Origin of the sequence: Vibrio fortis, assembly GCF_000695685.1 — a bacterium.
Taxonomy (GTDB): Bacteria; Pseudomonadota; Gammaproteobacteria; order Enterobacterales; family Vibrionaceae; genus Vibrio; species Vibrio fortis_A.
On record NZ_JFFR01000018.1, the window covers coordinates 1 to 16,686 of the forward strand.

11 protein-coding genes and 5 tRNA genes are annotated in these 16,686 nt (G+C 45.6%); 9 read left to right on the plus strand and 7 right to left on the minus strand.

From position 1 onward, the window contains the following. Window positions 1-140: 140 nt before the first annotated feature. A tRNA-Ser gene (locus VFDL14_RS12685) sits at window positions 141-231 on the plus strand. A 125-nt stretch (window positions 232-356) separates the two neighbouring features. On the opposite strand, the gene ilvY is transcribed toward VFDL14_RS12685, so the two are convergent. Beyond that, window positions 357-1,247 (minus strand): HTH-type transcriptional activator IlvY, encoded by an 891-nt coding sequence (gene ilvY, locus VFDL14_RS12680; RefSeq protein ID WP_032551007.1) that lies wholly within the window; start codon window positions 1,245-1,247, stop codon window positions 357-359. A 147-nt stretch (window positions 1,248-1,394) separates the two neighbouring features. On the opposite strand from ilvY, the gene ilvC reads away from it, so the two are divergent. Further along, entirely contained in the window at window positions 1,395-2,879 is a 1,485-nt protein-coding gene (ilvC, locus tag VFDL14_RS12675) for a ketol-acid reductoisomerase (RefSeq protein WP_032551008.1), read from the plus strand. 273 nt (window positions 2,880-3,152) lie between these two features. Here ilvC and ubiK read toward each other — a convergent pair whose 3' ends face one another. The 4 genes from ubiK to VFDL14_RS12655 all read right to left on the minus strand — a co-directional run bounded on the left by ubiK (window position 3,153) and on the right by VFDL14_RS12655 (window position 8,363). Beyond that, on the minus strand, window positions 3,153-3,404 hold the full coding sequence (ubiK, locus tag VFDL14_RS12670) for a ubiquinone biosynthesis accessory factor UbiK (protein ID WP_032551009.1): 252 nt from the start codon (window positions 3,402-3,404) through the stop codon (window positions 3,153-3,155). Between the two features lie 119 nt (window positions 3,405-3,523). Next, window positions 3,524-6,646 (minus strand): multidrug efflux RND transporter permease subunit, encoded by a 3,123-nt coding sequence (locus VFDL14_RS12665; RefSeq protein ID WP_032551011.1) that lies wholly within the window; start codon window positions 6,644-6,646, stop codon window positions 3,524-3,526. A gap of 11 nt (window positions 6,647-6,657) precedes the next feature. Next, window positions 6,658-7,764, minus strand: a complete 1,107-nt coding sequence (locus VFDL14_RS12660; protein WP_032551012.1) for an efflux RND transporter periplasmic adaptor subunit — start codon at window positions 7,762-7,764, stop codon at window positions 6,658-6,660. 17 nt (window positions 7,765-7,781) lie between these two features. After that, window positions 7,782-8,363 (minus strand): TetR/AcrR family transcriptional regulator, encoded by a 582-nt coding sequence (locus VFDL14_RS12655; RefSeq protein WP_150896241.1) that lies wholly within the window; start codon window positions 8,361-8,363, stop codon window positions 7,782-7,784. A 179-nt stretch (window positions 8,364-8,542) separates the two neighbouring features. Between VFDL14_RS12655 and rep the strand changes: the two genes are divergently transcribed. Next, window positions 8,543-10,561, plus strand: a complete 2,019-nt coding sequence (rep, locus tag VFDL14_RS12650; RefSeq protein WP_032551015.1) for a DNA helicase Rep — start codon at window positions 8,543-8,545, stop codon at window positions 10,559-10,561. 55 nt (window positions 10,562-10,616) lie between these two features. Here the strand turns inward: rep and VFDL14_RS12645 are convergent, their stop codons facing one another. Further along, window positions 10,617-11,030 (minus strand): c-type cytochrome, encoded by a 414-nt coding sequence (locus VFDL14_RS12645; RefSeq protein WP_032551017.1) that lies wholly within the window; start codon window positions 11,028-11,030, stop codon window positions 10,617-10,619. 296 nt (window positions 11,031-11,326) lie between these two features. On the opposite strand from VFDL14_RS12645, the gene VFDL14_RS12640 reads away from it, so the two are divergent. From VFDL14_RS12640 to VFDL14_RS12630, 3 genes are all read left to right on the plus strand, one after another. Continuing rightward, window positions 11,327-11,403 (plus strand) — tRNA-Arg (locus VFDL14_RS12640). Window positions 11,404-11,452: 49 nt separating this feature from the next. Continuing rightward, window positions 11,453-11,528, plus strand: a tRNA-His gene (locus tag VFDL14_RS12635). Window positions 11,529-11,595: 67 nt separating this feature from the next. Then, window positions 11,596-11,672, plus strand: a tRNA-Pro gene (locus VFDL14_RS12630). On the opposite strand, the gene VFDL14_RS25040 is transcribed toward VFDL14_RS12630, so the two are convergent. Continuing rightward, a complete protein-coding gene (locus VFDL14_RS25040; RefSeq protein WP_268844470.1) occupies window positions 11,663-11,791 on the minus strand; it encodes a hypothetical protein in 129 nt (42 codons plus the stop codon). The two genes, VFDL14_RS12630 and VFDL14_RS25040, sit on opposite strands and share 10 nt — an antisense overlap. On the opposite strand from VFDL14_RS25040, the gene VFDL14_RS12625 reads away from it, so the two are divergent. The 3 genes from VFDL14_RS12625 (at window position 11,764) to VFDL14_RS12610 (ending at window position 16,559) form a co-directional block, all read left to right on the plus strand. Next, window positions 11,764-11,840, plus strand: a tRNA-Pro gene (locus tag VFDL14_RS12625). The genes VFDL14_RS25040 and VFDL14_RS12625 overlap by 28 nt on opposite strands. Window positions 11,841-13,183: 1,343 nt before the next feature. Next, window positions 13,184-14,911 (plus strand): dipeptide ABC transporter ATP-binding protein, encoded by a 1,728-nt coding sequence (locus tag VFDL14_RS12615; protein ID WP_032551020.1) that lies wholly within the window; start codon window positions 13,184-13,186, stop codon window positions 14,909-14,911. Between the two features lie 94 nt (window positions 14,912-15,005). Then, a complete protein-coding gene (locus tag VFDL14_RS12610; RefSeq protein ID WP_032551021.1) occupies window positions 15,006-16,559 on the plus strand; it encodes an ABC transporter substrate-binding protein in 1,554 nt (517 codons plus the stop codon). The last annotated feature ends 127 nt before the right edge of the window (window positions 16,560-16,686 follow it).

The following is a 16,686-nucleotide window of genomic DNA, read 5'->3' on the forward strand; positions in this document are numbered from 1 at the left end:
TCAGAAGTGAAACGCAATAGCGCCGATGGTAGTGTGGGGCTTCCCCATGTGAGAGTAGGACATCGCCAGGCTTTAATTTCGTTATTTGCATAGCAAATAACAACTTCAACAGTGTACTAATCTGTTGATGACAATTTGTTGGAGGGATGGCTGAGTGGTCGAAAGCACCGGTCTTGAAAACCGGCAACCGTTAATAGCGGTTCTAGGGTTCAAATCCCTATCCCTCCACCACCATTGAAAAGCCCGCTGAGAAATCAGCGGGCTTTTTTCATTTCTGTCGTGTCGAATTCAAGTAACAAAAAAAGAGCACTAGCGTGCCCTTCCATATCGTTCTCTCTATTAACTATTTCTGATAGCTAATCCGTTAAATATTTCCCTTCTGCGACCTGCCAGAACGCTCGGATGAGTGGGTTATCTAATTGCGCTCGCTTACAACATACGCCTAATTCAAAGGGCTTAATTGGTTCTATCTTTAAGCGTTCAACCTTATCTCTTACAGGGCTGTTATTGATCACCACATCTGGGGCAATTCCAATACCACACCCAAGCGCTACCATGCTGACTATCGCTTCATGACCAGATACCTGAGCATAGATATTAGGTTTGATTTTCAGCTTCTTAAACCATGCATTCGCACGCTCACGAGCTGTGCCTGCCTCTGGGATGATGAATGGTAGATCATTCCAATCGATGTGCTCAGCCTGTAGTTGTTGGCTGAAGCTACTGACTCCTGCTGGAGAGATAACAGATAGCGGGATATCGCTAATTGTTTCAAATTCGAGGCGTGATGGAAGGATATCTGGCTTAGCGGAAATAGCGATATCGACTTCGTCATTGAGGATCTTATCTATCGCTTGAGCTGGGTCGCCAGTTGAGAGCTTAAATTCAATATAAGGATGGAGAGCTCGAAACTCAGTAATTAACTCAGGCAGATGACTATAGCTTGCAGTCACTGAGCAGAAGATTCGAATCTCACCTTTCAGCTCTTGTTCTCCGCCTTTTAAATGAAGGTTGTACTGTTGCCATTCACTGACAATATTGAGTGCAACGGGAAGCAATTGTTTTCCTGCTGGAGTGAGGTCGACACTACGGTTATCTCGAATCAGCAGCTCTTGCCCTGTTTCATCTTCGAGTTTCTGTATTTGGCGACTTAAAGCCGATGGGCTGACGTGCATCGCCGCCGCAGTCTTGCTGAAGTTTTTGCTGTCACACAAATGTATGAATAACTGTAATGATTTTATGTTCATATATTACGAATGTTTCCACGTTGCATTAATTGCAATAACTAATTGTGAATATATCACTTTAAGCAACCGCATGTCTGTTTTAGTATGAACTCATTCGGTAACAAAGCTACCGACCTCAACGGAAAAATTCTTAAAAGGAGCGCCCAGATGGCTAACTATTTCAATACTTTAAACCTACGCGAGCAGCTGGACCAATTAGGTCGTTGTCGTTTCATGGACCGCAGTGAATTTGCAACTGAAGCGGATTACCTGAAAGGTAAGAAAGTCGTTATCGTTGGTTGTGGTGCTCAAGGCCTGAACCAAGGTCTAAACATGCGTGACTCTGGCCTGAACGTAGCTTACGCACTTCGCCAGGCTGCGATTGACGAGCAACGTCAATCTTACAAAAACGCAAAAGAGAACGGTTTTGAAGTAGACAGCTACGAAAACCTAATCCCAGAAGCAGATCTAGTGATCAACCTAACTCCAGACAAACAGCACACAAACGTTGTTGAGACAGTAATGCCTCTAATGAAAGAGGGTGCTGCACTAGGTTACTCTCACGGCTTCAACATTGTTGAAGAAGGCATGCAGGTTCGTAAAGACCTAACGGTTGTTATGGTTGCACCTAAGTGTCCTGGTACAGAAGTACGTGAAGAGTACAAGCGTGGTTTCGGTGTTCCGACTCTTATCGCTGTTCACCCAGAGAATGATCCAAAGGGTGAAGGTTGGGATATCGCGAAAGCATGGGCTGCTGGTACTGGTGGTCACCGTGCGGGCTGTCTAGAGTCTTCATTTGTTGCTGAAGTGAAATCGGATCTAGTGGGCGAACAGACCATTCTATGTGGCATGCTACAAGCTGGCTCTATCGTTTCTTACGAGAAGATGGTTGCTGAAGGTATTGACCCGAGCTACGCAGGTAAGCTTCTACAGTACGGTTGGGAAACTGTTACGGAAGCACTAAAGTTTGGTGGTGTGACACACATGATGGACCGTCTATCAAACCCAGCGAAAATCAAAGCGTTCGAGCTTTCTGAAGAGCTAAAAGAGCTTATGCGTCCACTGTACAACAAGCACATGGATGACGTAATCACAGGTCACTTCTCTAGCACTATGATGGCTGACTGGGCAAACGACGATGCGAACCTACTAGGCTGGCGTGAAGAGACAGGTCAAACTGCATTCGAAAACTACCCTGAAGGTGATGTTGAAATCTCTGAGCAAGAGTACTTCGACAACGGTATCCTAATGGTTGCAATGGTTCGTGCTGGTGTTGAGCTAGCGTTCGAAGCCATGACTGCATCTGGCATCATCGATGAGTCTGCATACTACGAATCTCTACATGAGCTTCCACTAATCGCAAACACGGTTGCTCGTAAGCGTCTATACGAAATGAACGTAGTAATCTCTGATACAGCTGAATACGGTAACTACCTATTTGCTAACGTAGCAACACCACTACTACGTGAGAAGTTCATGCCTTCAGTATCTACAGACGTGATTGGTAAAGGTCTAGGTGAAACATCTAACCAAGTAGACAATGCTCGTCTAATCGAAGTGAACGAAGCTATCCGTAACCACCCAGTTGAGTACATCGGTGAAGAGCTACGTGCTTACATGAGCGACATGAAGCGCATTGCAGTAGGCGGCTAATTAGCATCGCAAGAATTTAGAGAACTCCAAAAAATTGGAGTCATAAATAAAAAACACAACATCTAATTAAAAGGCTTGGTCGCCGTTGACCAAGCCTTTTTGTTTTTACAGAGCTCGCCAACTTGCTCCTGAAGATGTGGACGATGTATGTCTTCACTATCACGCCTTAAAGCAATGGAAGAGTATTGCTTGGAGTATACCTTCACAGAATATGAGCGTATAAAAAAGGGTTGATGCTTACACATCAACCCTTTTGTATTTTTGCATTTACGCTTATTTGTCAGCTAGCTTCGCTTCTAGATCTGCTAGTTTTTGTTCCATCTCAGTTAGCTTCTGACGTGTACGTAGTAGAACCTGAGTTTGAACATCGAACTCTTCACGGCTGACAACGTCTAGCTTGTTTAGTTGGCCTTGGATAACTTGGCGAACCTTTTGGTCCACATCAGAACCTAGCTCTTTCACTGGCTGAGGCATAGAGTCATGGATTTGTTTCGCAATCTGCTCTAGTTTTTTTGGATCAAACATATCAATTAAAACTCCTGATTATTTCCTACTATTCTATTTAATCGCAGTGGAGATGTCGCCTGTGGCGTATAAAAAAAGGTCACCGAGTGACCTTTTTGCGATTAACGTGAAACTTGAGGTTAGTTGTTGTCCGCTAACTCTCGGTGTGCCGCTTTCGCTTCATCGACACGTGCTAGTTTCTCTAAGTCTTTATCTTCAACAAAAACCGGTAGTGGTTTGTGTTTCTCTGCTAGGTAGCTGTAGATAACAGGCAACACGAACAGCGTGAAGATAGTACCAATTGCTAGACCAGCAACGATAACAATACCGATACTGAAACGTTGAGCAGCACCTGCACCACTTGCGTACATCAGTGGGATAAGACCTGCGATCATCGCTGCAGTTGTCATTAGGATAGGACGTAGACGAACCTTCGCCGCTTCCATTACTGCTTCAATACGTGATTTCTTGTTGTGCAGCTGCTCTTCTTTTGCCACCTCACAGATCAAGATACCGTGCTTGGTAATCAGACCAACCAGTGTGATCAAACCTACTTGCGAGTAGATGTTCATGGTTGCTGCACCCCATGCAAGGGCAATCAATGCACCACAGATAGCTAGTGGTACCGAAACCATGATAACCAGTGGATCCTTCACTGACTCGAACTGAATTGCCAGTACTAGGAAGATGATCGCCAGTGCTAGACCAAATGTTGCGTATAGCGCGCTACCTTCGGTTACGTATTGGCGAGCCTCACCCATGTAGTCATGGTTGTAGCCACTTGGTAGTTTGGTCTCTGCAATGTTCTCAAACCATGCAATCGCATCACCCATCGCAGCGCCTGGAGCAGGTACGGCACCAATCGTTGCTGAGTTCAGTTGGTTGAAGTGAGGAAGAGAGCGAGGCTCTGCCACCACATCAATGGTAATCAAACTGCCCAGAGGTACGGCTCTGCCATCAGCTGCACGTACGTAGTAATTGTTCATCGACTCAGGGTTCAGACGGAACTTACGTTCAACCTGTGGGATAACTTCGTACGAACGGCCATTCAGGTCGATACGGTTAACGTAACCATCGGACATCATAGTACCTAGCGTGATACCAATATCTTGCATTGTCACGCCGTAAGCACCTGCTTTGTCTTTATCGATGTTGATCTTCATGGTCGCTGAGTCGTAGTTCAGATCAAGATCTGAGTAAACGAATAGCGGGTTTGAAGATACTTCTGCCAGAATGTCAGTTGTGATCTGGAAAAGGCTCTCAAAGCTGTTTGGTGTTGTAATAACAAACTGAATTGGAAGACCTGAACCTGCACCTGGAAGCTCTGGCATTTGGAACGCCGTTACAGCCATTCCTGGAACATCTTTAACTAATTCACCTACACGGTTAGCAACGTCAGACTGACTTGCTTCACGCTCACTCCAAGGCACCATTGATGCAATACCAAAGGCTTGGTTTGCGTTTGGCACACCAGTAAATACCTGAGCATATGCTACTTCTGGTTGATCAGAAAGAATCGTGTTGACGTCGTTCATGGTGTTTTGCATGAAGTCTAGGTTCGCATTCGACGGTGCGGTACCCATAAGCATGATTACACCTTTATCCTCAGATGGTGCGAGCTCACTCGGGATAAATTTGAACAGCATTGGCAGACTTGCAAATACGATGATAGCGAAACCAATGAACACTGGACGATGCTGCATAACAGCACCAAGCATGCGCTCATAGCGATTCGTCATGCCATCAAGAACATTGTGTACTTTCTGCTCAAACTTGCTTGGCTCTGCGTGAGCTTTAAGCATTTTTGAACACATCATAGGAGAAAGCGTCAGTGCTACGATGCCCGATACAAATACCGAACCGGCAAGTGTTAGTGCGAACTCTTTAAATAGTGAGCCCGTAATACCACCCATCATTGCGATCGGTGCATATACCGCACCTAGCGTCAGTGTCATTGCAATAACTGGAACCGCGATTTCACGAGTACCGATGATTGCTGCACGGAATGGCGATTCACCAAGCTTGATGTGACGGTCGACGTTCTCAAGAACAACGATCGCATCATCTACCACCAGACCGATAGCGAGTACCATCGCCAGTAGCGTCATCAGGTTCCATGAGAAACCCATTGCCTGCATTACCATTGCCACACCGATTAGAGACAATGGAATAGTAACGATTGGAATCAGTACTGCACGGAACGAACCTAGGAACAGTGTAATAACGACCAATACGATCAAAGCCGCTTCAAGAATAGTTTTAATAACCTCTTGAATAGATTCATTGATTGCAATAGTCGAGTCATACATCACGTTCATCGAGATGTTGCTTGGTAGGTTCTTCTCTAGTTGAGGAAGAAGCTCTAGTACATCTGCCGCAATGTTGATCGGGTTTGCACTTGGTGCTGCGTTAATCGCTGCAACAACCGCTTCCTGACCGTTGGCACTTGCTCGGTAAACATCGTGGCTCTTCTCTAGAGAAACCTTAGCAATGTCAGATAGACGGATAATTTCGCCTTCGCCGCTTCGTACTACAAGATTCTCTAGCTCTTCAACGTTGGATACTTGGGTATCAGCACTGCCGTTGTAAAGTACGAACTCACCCGTCGCTTGGCCCGTCGCTGATTGGTAGTTGTTGGCGTTCAGTACCGTCATTACATCGCTAGCAGTTAGGTCAACTGCTGCCATTTTTGACGGGTCTAGCCATACGCGAAGTGCGTATTTCATACCACCATATAGGTCAACCTTAGATACACCGTTTACCGTAAATAGCTGCGGGTTGATTACACGTTCTAGGTAGTCGGTAATCTGGCTCGAAGCCAATTCATCACTAGTAAAGCCAATGTACAGTACCGCCGTTGTCGAACCCGTAGACATGGTTACAGTTGGATCTTCTGCCTCTCTTGGAAGCTGGGAACGAACCGAGTTTGTCTTGGCCAGTATGTCAGACAGAGCTGCGTTTGGATCTGTGTTCAACTTCATGTTTACAGTAATGGTAGAGCTACCAAGAACCGAAGATGAAGTCATATAGTCGATGTTATCCGCCTGAGCAACAGCTTGCTCAAGAGGCTGAGTAATAAAACCTTGGATAAGATCGGCACTCGCACCGTAGTAACTCGTGGTAACGGTTACTACGGTATTCGTCATTTCTGGGTATTCACGCACCTGCATCTTGAAGATTGCTTGCAAACCAAGCAGAGCTATCAAGAAGCTGATGGATACCGCTAGAACTGGACGTTTAATAAAAACATCAGTAAAGCGCATTGTGACTCCAATTATAACTGAGGTGTTTCAGAAGGTGGTGTGATTGCATCACTCTCAACAACTTTCACCTTGGCACCATTACTTAGACGAACTTGACCTGAAGTCACGACTACATCACCCGCTTTCACACCTTCAAGAATGTGTGCGATGTCTGCAGTACGTTCACCTACTTTTACTACGTGTTGTGTAACGCGTTTTACGCCATCTTCTTCAGTCAAGATGTAAACATTGTCACCGTATAGAGTGAAAGTGATTGCTGTTTGAGGCAGTGCAACTTGGTTCTCTAGAGTCGGTAGAATGATGTTGGCACGAGCGAACATACCGCTACGTAGCTTGCCATCACTGTTTGGAATGTCTGCTTGAACTTGAATCAGACCACTTTGCACGCTTACTGCTGGTTCGATAGCGCTGATTGAACCTTCAAACGGTGTCTCTGGGTAAGCATCAACGAAGATATCAACCGCTTGGCCAACATTGATGCGTGAGATGTCTGTTTGAGAAACCGTGAAGCGCAGACGCATCACACTGGTGTCTTCTAGACGAACGATATCAGTACCAGATTGAAGGTATTGACCTAGGTACACATTACGAATACCCACAGTACCGTCGAATGGTGCGCGAATTTCACGACGAGCGATCGAAGCTTTTAGGCTCTCAATATCAGCAGATAGAGAGAAGTAGTTCGCTTCTGCTTCGTCGTATGCTTCTTTTGAGATAGAACCTTTCTTGAATAGGCCTTGGTAACGCTTGTACTTAGCTTGTGCTGCCGGTAGTCGCGCTTGAGAGCTTTTCAGGTTTGCTTTCTCAACGTCTGAATCTAGACGTACTAATAGTTGGTCGCTCTTAACCTCAGTACCCGATTCAAAAGAGATTTGATCGATAACGCCACTGGTTTCGTTTGCCAGTGTTACACCTTGGTTTGGTTCGATGAAACCGATAGCTTCGATTACTGGAACCCAGTCGATCGGTTGAACGTCAGTTACCGTTACCGGGAACTCAGGCTCAGGTCGGTTTGCCATGTATTCAGCAATTTTTTGTTGTTTGAACATGTTGAACCCAATAACGCTGCCAAAAAGAAGCACAGCAATGAGTAACATGAAGAAAGTCCACTTTTTCATTATGGTCAAAACTCCGATCAGTGTTTAATTATTGCATCCCAGCTCGCTTCAATGGCAGCTTCTAAAGCCTCATCATCGAGTTGGTAAAAACCTAAAGAATGCTTGCGGGCGAGTGACACACTTGCCGCTAAGCTCAGTCCACTTAATACTTCATTATCAAGTGGTTTAAATAGCCCTTGCTCTTTGCCTTCGTTAAACAACAGCTCAACTTGGGCAAACATTTTTCTTTCTAGTTCCCTGAAAGTTTTACTATTTGTTACAGGTAAAGAGTCATATTGAACGCGGTTTTTGATCGCCGCTAAGTTGGTGCCAGCCAGGTTCCATATGTTGAGCCACATGGTTCTGTAACGCTGCTTAATCGGTGCGGAGTCGTCTACCCCGAACTGGACTGCTTCAGCAATACGTTGTGTAACCTGAATACGCACCTCTTCAATCAAGTGCTCTTTATCATCGAAATAGCGATATATAGTGCCTGCAGCTACGCCTGCTTCTTTCGCCAGTTTCTGCATTGAAAGGCCTTGAAAACCTTCCGCTGCAATGACTGTTTCAGCGGCAGATAGAATCTGTAAGCGCTTATCTTGAGAAGTATGATTGTTCATAATCTTATCAGTAATGAATGAACGTTCATTCATTATAGCTCAAGAACCATCCATTTGTGCAAGTAAGTTTTATGCGTAGAGCGTAAAAATCTTGTATAAGAGAACGTAGCATTCAAAACATTGCAGCATTATTATAGGCGCGAATTCCAATTGACCCCTGAGATGACATCGAGAATCTAATGAGACTGAACCCAAGACAAGACGAAGCTGTGAAGTACGTATCGGGGCCCTGTTTAGTATTAGCGGGTGCTGGATCGGGCAAAACACGTGTTATCACCAACAAGATTGCTTACTTGGTTCAGGAGTGTGGCTACAAGGCGCGAAATATTGCGGCTGTGACCTTCACCAATAAAGCCGCACGTGAAATGAAAGAGCGTGTTGGACAGACATTAGGTAAGAATGAATCTAAAGGGCTGATCGTTTCGACCTTCCACACCATGGGTTTGAACATCATCCGCCGAGAATATAAGGCGCTTGGCTTAAAAGCGGGCTTTTCACTGTTTGATGATCAAGACCAGCTTGCTCTACTTAAAGAGCTAACGGAAAAGCAGATTGATGGCGATAAGGATCTTCTGCGTCAGCTATTGAGCACCATCTCAAACTGGAAAAATGACATGCTCACGCCAGATCAAGCGAAAGCGCGCGCTAAGGGTGAGCAAGAGCAGCTTTTTGCTTTCTGTTTTGAGATGTACCAAAAGCAGATGAAGGCGTATAACGCGCTCGACTTTGATGATTTGATTGCAATGCCAGTATTGCTGCTGAAAACCAATCAAGAAGTGCGTGAGCGTTGGCAGTCTCGCATTCGCTATTTGTTGGTCGATGAGTACCAAGATACCAACACCAGTCAGTATGAGTTAGTGCGTCTGTTGGTCGGCGAACGAGGTCGCTTGACGGTGGTAGGTGATGATGACCAATCGATCTACTCATGGCGTGGTGCGAAACCGCAAAACTTGGTGCTACTAGGTGAAGACTACCCGAACCTTCGTCTAATTAAGCTAGAGCAGAACTACCGCTCAACCAGTCGTATTCTGCGAGCGGCCAATATCTTGATCGCCAATAACCCGCACGTTTATGAAAAGTCTCTTTTCTCTGAGATCCCAGACGGCGAAAAGCTCAAGGTACTCAACGCTAAGAATGAAGACCATGAAGCAGAACGTATTACCGGTGAAATCATTGCTCATAAATTCTTAAATCGTACCGAATACAAAGATTATGCGGTGCTCTACCGAGGTAACCATCAATCGCGCTTGATTGAAAAAGCGCTGATGCAGAACCGTATTCCTTACAAGATCTCGGGTGGCACGTCATTCTTCGCTCGTGCAGAGATTAAAGACATCATGGCTTACCTACGAGTGCTGGTGAATCCGGATGACGATAATGCTTTCCTACGTATTGTGAACACCCCGCGTCGTGAGATTGGCCCGGTGACACTCGAGAAGCTGGGTAGCTATGCCAACATGCGTGGCAAGAGCTTGTTTGAAGCGAGCTTTGAGATGGGCTTGGAGCAGACACTGACAGGTCGAGGGCTAGAGAACCTGCGCCGCTTCACCGATTGGATTGTACGTATCTCTGATAATGCAGAGCGTGGTAATACGGTTGATGCAGTGCGATCTTTGGTTCGCGACATTAACTACGAAGATTGGTTATACGAAACGTCAGCGAGTCCGAAAGCGGCAGAAATGCGCATGAAGAACGTCTCTGATCTTTATAGCTGGATTGTCGCTGACCTTGAGGGTGACAACTACGATAAAGAAGAGAAGACATTGAGAGAAGTGGTTCAGCGACTGACTCTGCGTGACATGATGGAGCGTGGCGAAGATGACGATGATGCCGACCAAGTGCAACTGATGACTTTACACGCCTCTAAAGGTCTCGAGTTCCCATATGTCTACCTAATGGGCGCGGAAGAGGGGATTCTTCCACATCAAACCAGTGTTGATGAAGGTAACGTCGAAGAAGAGCGTCGATTGATGTACGTGGGTATTACCCGAGCTCAGAAAGAGCTGACCTTTACTAAATGTCGTGAACGTCGCCAATTTGGTGAATTGATCAAACCAACGCAGAGCCGCTTCTTAGATGAATTGCCACACGATGATGTTGAGTGGGAGACAGTGAAGAAACCTCAATCGCAAGAAGAGCGTATGGAGAAAGGCCAAGCGCATATCGCTAATATCAGAGCGATGTTTAATAAGAAATAAGCAGAAAAACAAAAAGGAGACCATGTGGTCTCCTTTTTTTAGAATTTTGGTTTGCTTATAGACCAGCGATCATGTGCTCGATAGCGTCTTTGATCTCATCGTCTGAACAGTCCATACATGAACCTTTCGCTGGCATCGCGTTGAAGCCGTTGATTGCGTGGTCCGCTAGGATGTCTCGGCCTTGAGCAATACGAGGTGCCCAATCCGCAGCATCACCAGTCTTTGGTGCGCCACTTACGCCAGATGCGTGACAAGCAATACAAAAAGTACCGTAAACAGTTGCGCCATCACGAGGACCAGTTGGTTCTGCTGCAACAGGTTCGCTACCAACTAGGTAAACTTGACCAACGGGCTTGATGCGCTCAGCAATAGCGTCATGCTCTGCTTGGCTCAGTTCTGATGCGACCGCTGTCGTTGAAAAAGTCACTGCTGCGATGACAAGGCTTAAAATTCGACGAGACATATCCATTAAACTCACTTTACATTCCCAAGGTAAGTACGTGCCTACCAATTATAGTGTTAGAGGGGTGTGTTGATTTTAGTTGCAAAAAGCTACTGTTAAATCAATGTAAATAATGGGTGATTATATCCCGATAAGTTGTTGCAATAAACAACAACTTATAGGCAATAGGGGGTTCTAGTACTCAAATAAGGGGTTTATCACATATTAACTGTCGAAAAAGAGAGCAAACGAGAAAAAAAATAAAAAAAGTACTAGACGACCTAGGGTGATATACGTATTATTCCACTCCGCCGACAGGGCATGCGCCTGTAGCTCAGCTGGATAGAGCGTTGGCCTCCGGAGCCAAAGGCCGAAGGTTCGAATCCTTTCAGGCGCGCCATCCGGACACTTGTTTCAACAAGTGAGAAATTGGCAAGAAAGAAACAATGGTGGCTATAGCTCAGTTGGTAGAGCCCTGGATTGTGATTCCGGTGGTCGCGAGTTCGAATCTCGTTAGCCACCCCATTTTTCTTTTAAAGAATATCGGTAGCTTCGGCTCCCAGTTCTGATAAAATCGGAACAAAACATAAGTCGGTGAATAGCGCAGCTTGGTAGCGCATCTGGTTTGGGACCAGAGGGTCGGGGGTTCGAATCCCTCTTCACCGACCACTCCCCCCCCCCCCCCCCCCCCCCCCCCCCCCCCCCCCCCCCCCCCCCCCCCCCCCCCCCCCCCCCCCCCCCCCCCCCCCATTAATTTTGTCGGTGAATAGCGCAGCTTGGTAGCGCATCTGGTTTGGGACCAGAGGGTCGGGGGTTCGAATCCCTCTTCACCGACCACTTTTAAGAAAGCTCATCAGAAATGATGAGCTTTTTTTCTATTTGGCGAATATATAATGGTGTTTTCGGGGGCTGGAAGCCCAGTCGCATCGCCTCCCTTTTCATCGACCACTATGAGAAAGCCTCGTCAGAAATGACGGGGCCTTTTTACATCCGAAATATAGATGATTTTAGACCTGAGTGTCAGAGGCTGGTACGCCAGTCCGATCGAATCTCCCTTCACGAACCACTTTTAAGAAGGCTCATCAGAAATGATGAGCTTTTTTTCAATTTGGCGAAAATATAATGGTGTTTTCGGTAGCTGGGACGTCAGCTCTGTGAAAGCCCAGCCGCATCGCCTCCCTCTTCACCGTCCACGATAAGAAAGCCTCAAGTAGCCGTCCGCATCAGAAATGGCGGTCTTTTTTTATATCTGAAATATGTGAGAGGCCAGAGCACTACCCTTTAGGAACTTGTCTGCTCCGCATATCTTCCCCTGTCATCCTTAACAGAGTTTCTATTAGCATTTGCCATCGATCTCTATAAACAAACTCACAATCAGTACTGTCTATTGACGATGTTTAAATGCACTTTAAAGCATATGAACACCATCAAGTGGGTAGGCTTTGCGCTAATTCAGTGCTACGGCGAATAATTTATTGAAGTGGTTGATGAATCTTTGCACTAATATTAAGCATATTTGCCTTTTTGGGGCATTTATCTGATTAAGATAATGTTCTTTTTCTGGAGTTGGTGGGTAATTTATCACCAAACCTTATTGAGGAGATGTTTTATGAATTAGACAGCTTCACTTAACCTTATTGAGGTAGAGGCAAGACTATTGCTTACGGTGATTTTTCCTTTCAAATCTCTACTATCCCCGAAATATTACTGCCTTTCTTGAGTAGATCTTACTATCAATTCTGTAAATAAATTTTGGTTTAAACTTCTGATTTTGTGATGTTATTTGGATTAAGTGGCGGTTATTTTCACTAAAATTGGTTTATGTTTCTATATTGTTAATCGTTTAGTGGAATAATTATTTATCTAAAGTGACTAAAAGGAAAAAGTGCTTTAACGGTTTAAAAATCTTATACAAGTATATGTATAAAGGCGTTTGCTTGACTTTTCTAATACGAAATAAATGCTGAATTCTTCTTACTATATGCTTATCAAGTGAATAATTATATGGTGTTTTTGCTTGCTTGACGTTTAATGTCGACTTTTTATCCTATTTTTGTTGCTTTTCTGTGAATTATTTGCCAAATTGTCATCCGTATAAAATATCAGAACATTATTCTGGTAAGAATGGATTCAATTTTGCAGACAGGGCAGAAAGCTGCCAAAGCAGTAGAGGTCTGGTAATGTCACTTTTAGAAGTAAAAAACCTTCGTATCGAATACCCATCTCGTCATGGTGTGCACGCTGCGGTGAAATCACTCTCGTTCAACATTGAGCGCGGAGAGATCGTGGGTGTAGTAGGGGAATCTGGTGCTGGTAAGTCAACGGTTGGTAACGCGGTTATCGATCTATTGAGCCCTCCAGGCCGCATCGCGAGTGGTGAAGTTTTCTTAGATGGTGAGAAAGTATCAGGTTTATCACCTGAAGATATGCGTAAAGTACGCGGTTCAAAGATCGGGTTCATCTTCCAAGACCCGATGACATCTCTTAACCCTCTTTTCACCGTTGAGCAGCAACTGAAAGAAACGATTCACGCTAACATGAACGTTTCTGAGCAAGAAGCCTATGAGCGTTCCCTTGACTTGATGAATCAAGTGGGTATCCCGCAACCAGAAAACCGTCTGAAACAATATCCCCACCAATTCTCTGGCGGTATGCGTCAGCGTGTGGTTATCGCAATTGCACTGGCGGGTGAGCCAGATCTTATTATTGCCGATGAACCTACCACAGCACTGGATGTATCGATCCAAGACCAAATCCTAGGTCTGATTCGTGAATTGTGCATCAAGAAGAACGTAGGTTGTATGTTGGTAACGCACGATATGGGTGTGGTTTCTAACGTAACCGATCGCGTAGCGGTAATGTACCGCGGTGACTTAGTTGAGTTTGGTCCAACGGCGCAAGTCCTTGGTACTCCTGAGCACCCATACACGCACAGCTTGATCTCTGCGGTTCCACGTTCAGATCGCAAACTCGATCGCTTCCCTCTAGTGAGCTACATCGAAGAAGCGCACGAGATGGAACCTCTGGATGTTAAAAACCACTGGTTGGGTCAAAGCCAAGATCACCGTGAATACACTGGTCCACTACTAAATGTGGAAAACGTAAACTTGCGTTTTACCACTAAAGATTCATTCTTTGAGAGCCGTCGTGAGTACGTTCAAGCTTCAAACAATGTGAGCTTTGAAGTTCATGAAGGTGAAACCTTTGGTCTTGTAGGTGAGTCTGGTTCTGGTAAATCAACAATCGCACGTGTGATTGCTGGCCTGTACGCACCAAACTCGGGCAAGGTAACGTTTGAAGGCGTTGACTTAACTGGCCTGAAGTCTGAAAAAGAGCGCCGCCCAATGCGTCGTCAGATGCAGATGGTGTTCCAAAACCCTTACACATCAATGAACCCTCGAATGAAGATATTCGACATCATTGCTGAGCCAATCCGTTTCCATAAGCTAACTCGTAACGAGAATGAAACGCGTCAGATCGTACACGATCTCTTAGATCATGTAGGTCTGGGTAAGATGGCTGGTGTTAAGTACCCACACGAATTCTCTGGTGGCCAGCGTCAGCGTATCTCTATCGCTCGTGCTCTGGCAACTCGTCCTCGTCTTCTGATTTGTGATGAACCAACGTCGGCACTGGATGTGTCTGTTCAAGCGCAAATCCTTAACCTACTAAAAGACCTACAGGATGAGCTAAACCTAACCATGCTGTTCATCAGTCACGATTTACCGGTTATTCGTCAGATGTGTGACCGCGTGGGTGTAATGCAGATGGGTACACTGCTTGAGGTTGCGCCGACCGAGCAGTTGTTCCAATCACCTCAGCATGAGTACAGCAAACAATTGATTTCTTTAATGCCTGAATTTACAGGCTTACGAGAAGAAAAAGCAGTGGCGAACGCCGCGGTATAAATGTAAGCGGGTGAGGTTGAGCCTGCTTTAAAAATAAAACAGACGCAAATACAACAACTAGGGATCTGGATTCCCGCATGAAGGAGTTATGCAAATGAAAACCATGAAAAGCAAATTAGCAGTCGCTTTGATGGCAGCTGGCCTAAGCTTTAGTGCAGCAGCAGCAGATATTACCGTTGGCTACGCAGCTGACCCAGTATCACTTGACCCGCACGAGCAGCTGTCTGGTGGCACACTGCAAATGTCTCACATGGTGTTTGACCCTCTAGTACGTTTCACTCAAGAGATGGATTTTGAAGGCCGCCTAGCATCTAGCTGGGAGCGTGTTGATGAAACGACTTTCCGCTTTAACCTACGTAAGGGTGTGAAATTCCACTCTGGTAACGAACTAACAGCTGACGATGTTGTGTGGACTTTCGAGCGTCTACAAGCGTCTCCAGACTTCAAGTCTATCTTCACGCCATACGAGAAAATGGTAAAAGTGGATGACTACACCGTTGAGCTAGTATCGAAAGCGGCTTACCCACTAGTACTACAAACAGCGACTTACATCTTCCCAATGGACAGCAAGTTCTACTCTGGTAAGACTGCGGATGGTAAAGATAAGTCAGAGCTAGTGAAGCACGGTAACTCGTTCGCTTCGACTAACGTTTCTGGTACAGGTCCATTCATCGTTACTGAGCGTGAGCAGGGCGTAAAAGTTCAGTTCAAACGTTTCAACGATTACTGGGACACAGAGACAAAAGGTAACGTTGATAACCTAACGCTAGTACCAATCAAAGAAGACGCAACGCGTGTAGCAGCACTTCTTTCTGGTGACGTAGACATGATTCACCCAGTAGCACCAAACGATCACAAACGTGTTAAGAACGCGAAAGGCATCGACCTTGTGACGCTACCTGGTACTCGTATCATCACGTTCCAAATGAACCAAAACAGCAACGAAGCACTGAAAGATGTTCGCGTTCGTCAGGCGATTGTTCACGCAATCAACAACGAAGGTATCGTTAAGAAGATCATGAAAGGCTTCGCAACAGCTGCTGGTCAGCAAAGCCCAACAGGCTACGCAGGTCACAACGAGGAGCTAGTGCCACGTTACGATCTTAAGAAAGCGAAAGAGCTGATGAAAGAAGCGGGCTACGCAGACGGCTTCACGCTAACGATGATGGCACCAAACAACCGTTACGTGAACGATGCGAAAGTTGCTCAAGCATCTGCAGCAATGCTGTCTAAGATCGGCATCAAGGTTGATCTGAAAACAATGCCTAAAGCGCAATACTGGCCTGAGTTCGACCTATGTTCAGCAGACATGATGATGATCGGCTGGCACTCAGATACAGAAGATTCAGCGAACTTCAACGAGTTCCTAACTATGACTCGTAACGAAGAGACTGGTCGTGGTCAGTACAACTGTTCTGGTTACTCAAACCCAGAGATGGATGCAACAGTAGAAGCATCTAACACTGAAACTGATCCAGCTAAGCGTTCTCAAATGCTGAAAGGCGTTGAAGCAACACTTTACAACGACGCAGCATTCGTACCGCTACACTGGCAAAGTGAAGCGTGGGGCGCTAAGTCTAACGTTGGTGCTGCTGACATCGTTAACCCAATGGTTATGCCTTACTTCGGCGACCTAGTTGTACAGTAATCTAGCTTGCTAGATGTGAGAGCCTGTTGGTTCAGGCTCTCGCTTTTTAAGTTGTTCTATTAAGTTTCGGTATTTAGTCTTCCTTCAGTCTGGCTAGATACCTTTTTTAAGACTGAATATTTGTTGT

What these genes read in the sequence shown, in the direction of transcription:
- ilvY (WP_032551007.1), bottom strand. Translation starts at nt 1,247, where the DNA reads ATGAACATAAAATCATTACAGTTATTCATACATTTGTGTGACAGCAAA.
- ilvC (WP_032551008.1), top strand. Translation starts at nt 1,395, where the DNA reads ATGGCTAACTATTTCAATACTTTAAACCTACGCGAGCAGCTGGACCAA.
- ubiK (WP_032551009.1), bottom strand. Translation starts at nt 3,404, where the DNA reads ATGTTTGATCCAAAAAAACTAGAGCAGATTGCGAAACAAATCCATGAC.
- VFDL14_RS12665 (WP_032551011.1), bottom strand. Translation starts at nt 6,646, where the DNA reads ATGCGCTTTACTGATGTTTTTATTAAACGTCCAGTTCTAGCGGTATCC.
- VFDL14_RS12660 (WP_032551012.1), bottom strand. Translation starts at nt 7,764, where the DNA reads ATGAAAAAGTGGACTTTCTTCATGTTACTCATTGCTGTGCTTCTTTTT.
- VFDL14_RS12655 (WP_150896241.1), bottom strand. Translation starts at nt 8,363, where the DNA reads ATGAACAATCATACTTCTCAAGATAAGCGCTTACAGATTCTATCTGCC.
- rep (WP_032551015.1), top strand. Translation starts at nt 8,543, where the DNA reads ATGAGACTGAACCCAAGACAAGACGAAGCTGTGAAGTACGTATCGGGG.
- VFDL14_RS12645 (WP_032551017.1), bottom strand. Translation starts at nt 11,030, where the DNA reads ATGGATATGTCTCGTCGAATTTTAAGCCTTGTCATCGCAGCAGTGACT.
- VFDL14_RS25040 (WP_268844470.1), bottom strand. Translation starts at nt 11,791, where the DNA reads ATGCGCTACCAAGCTGCGCTATTCACCGACAAAATTAATGGGGGGGGG.
- VFDL14_RS12615 (WP_032551020.1), top strand. Translation starts at nt 13,184, where the DNA reads ATGTCACTTTTAGAAGTAAAAAACCTTCGTATCGAATACCCATCTCGT.
- VFDL14_RS12610 (WP_032551021.1), top strand. Translation starts at nt 15,006, where the DNA reads ATGAAAACCATGAAAAGCAAATTAGCAGTCGCTTTGATGGCAGCTGGC.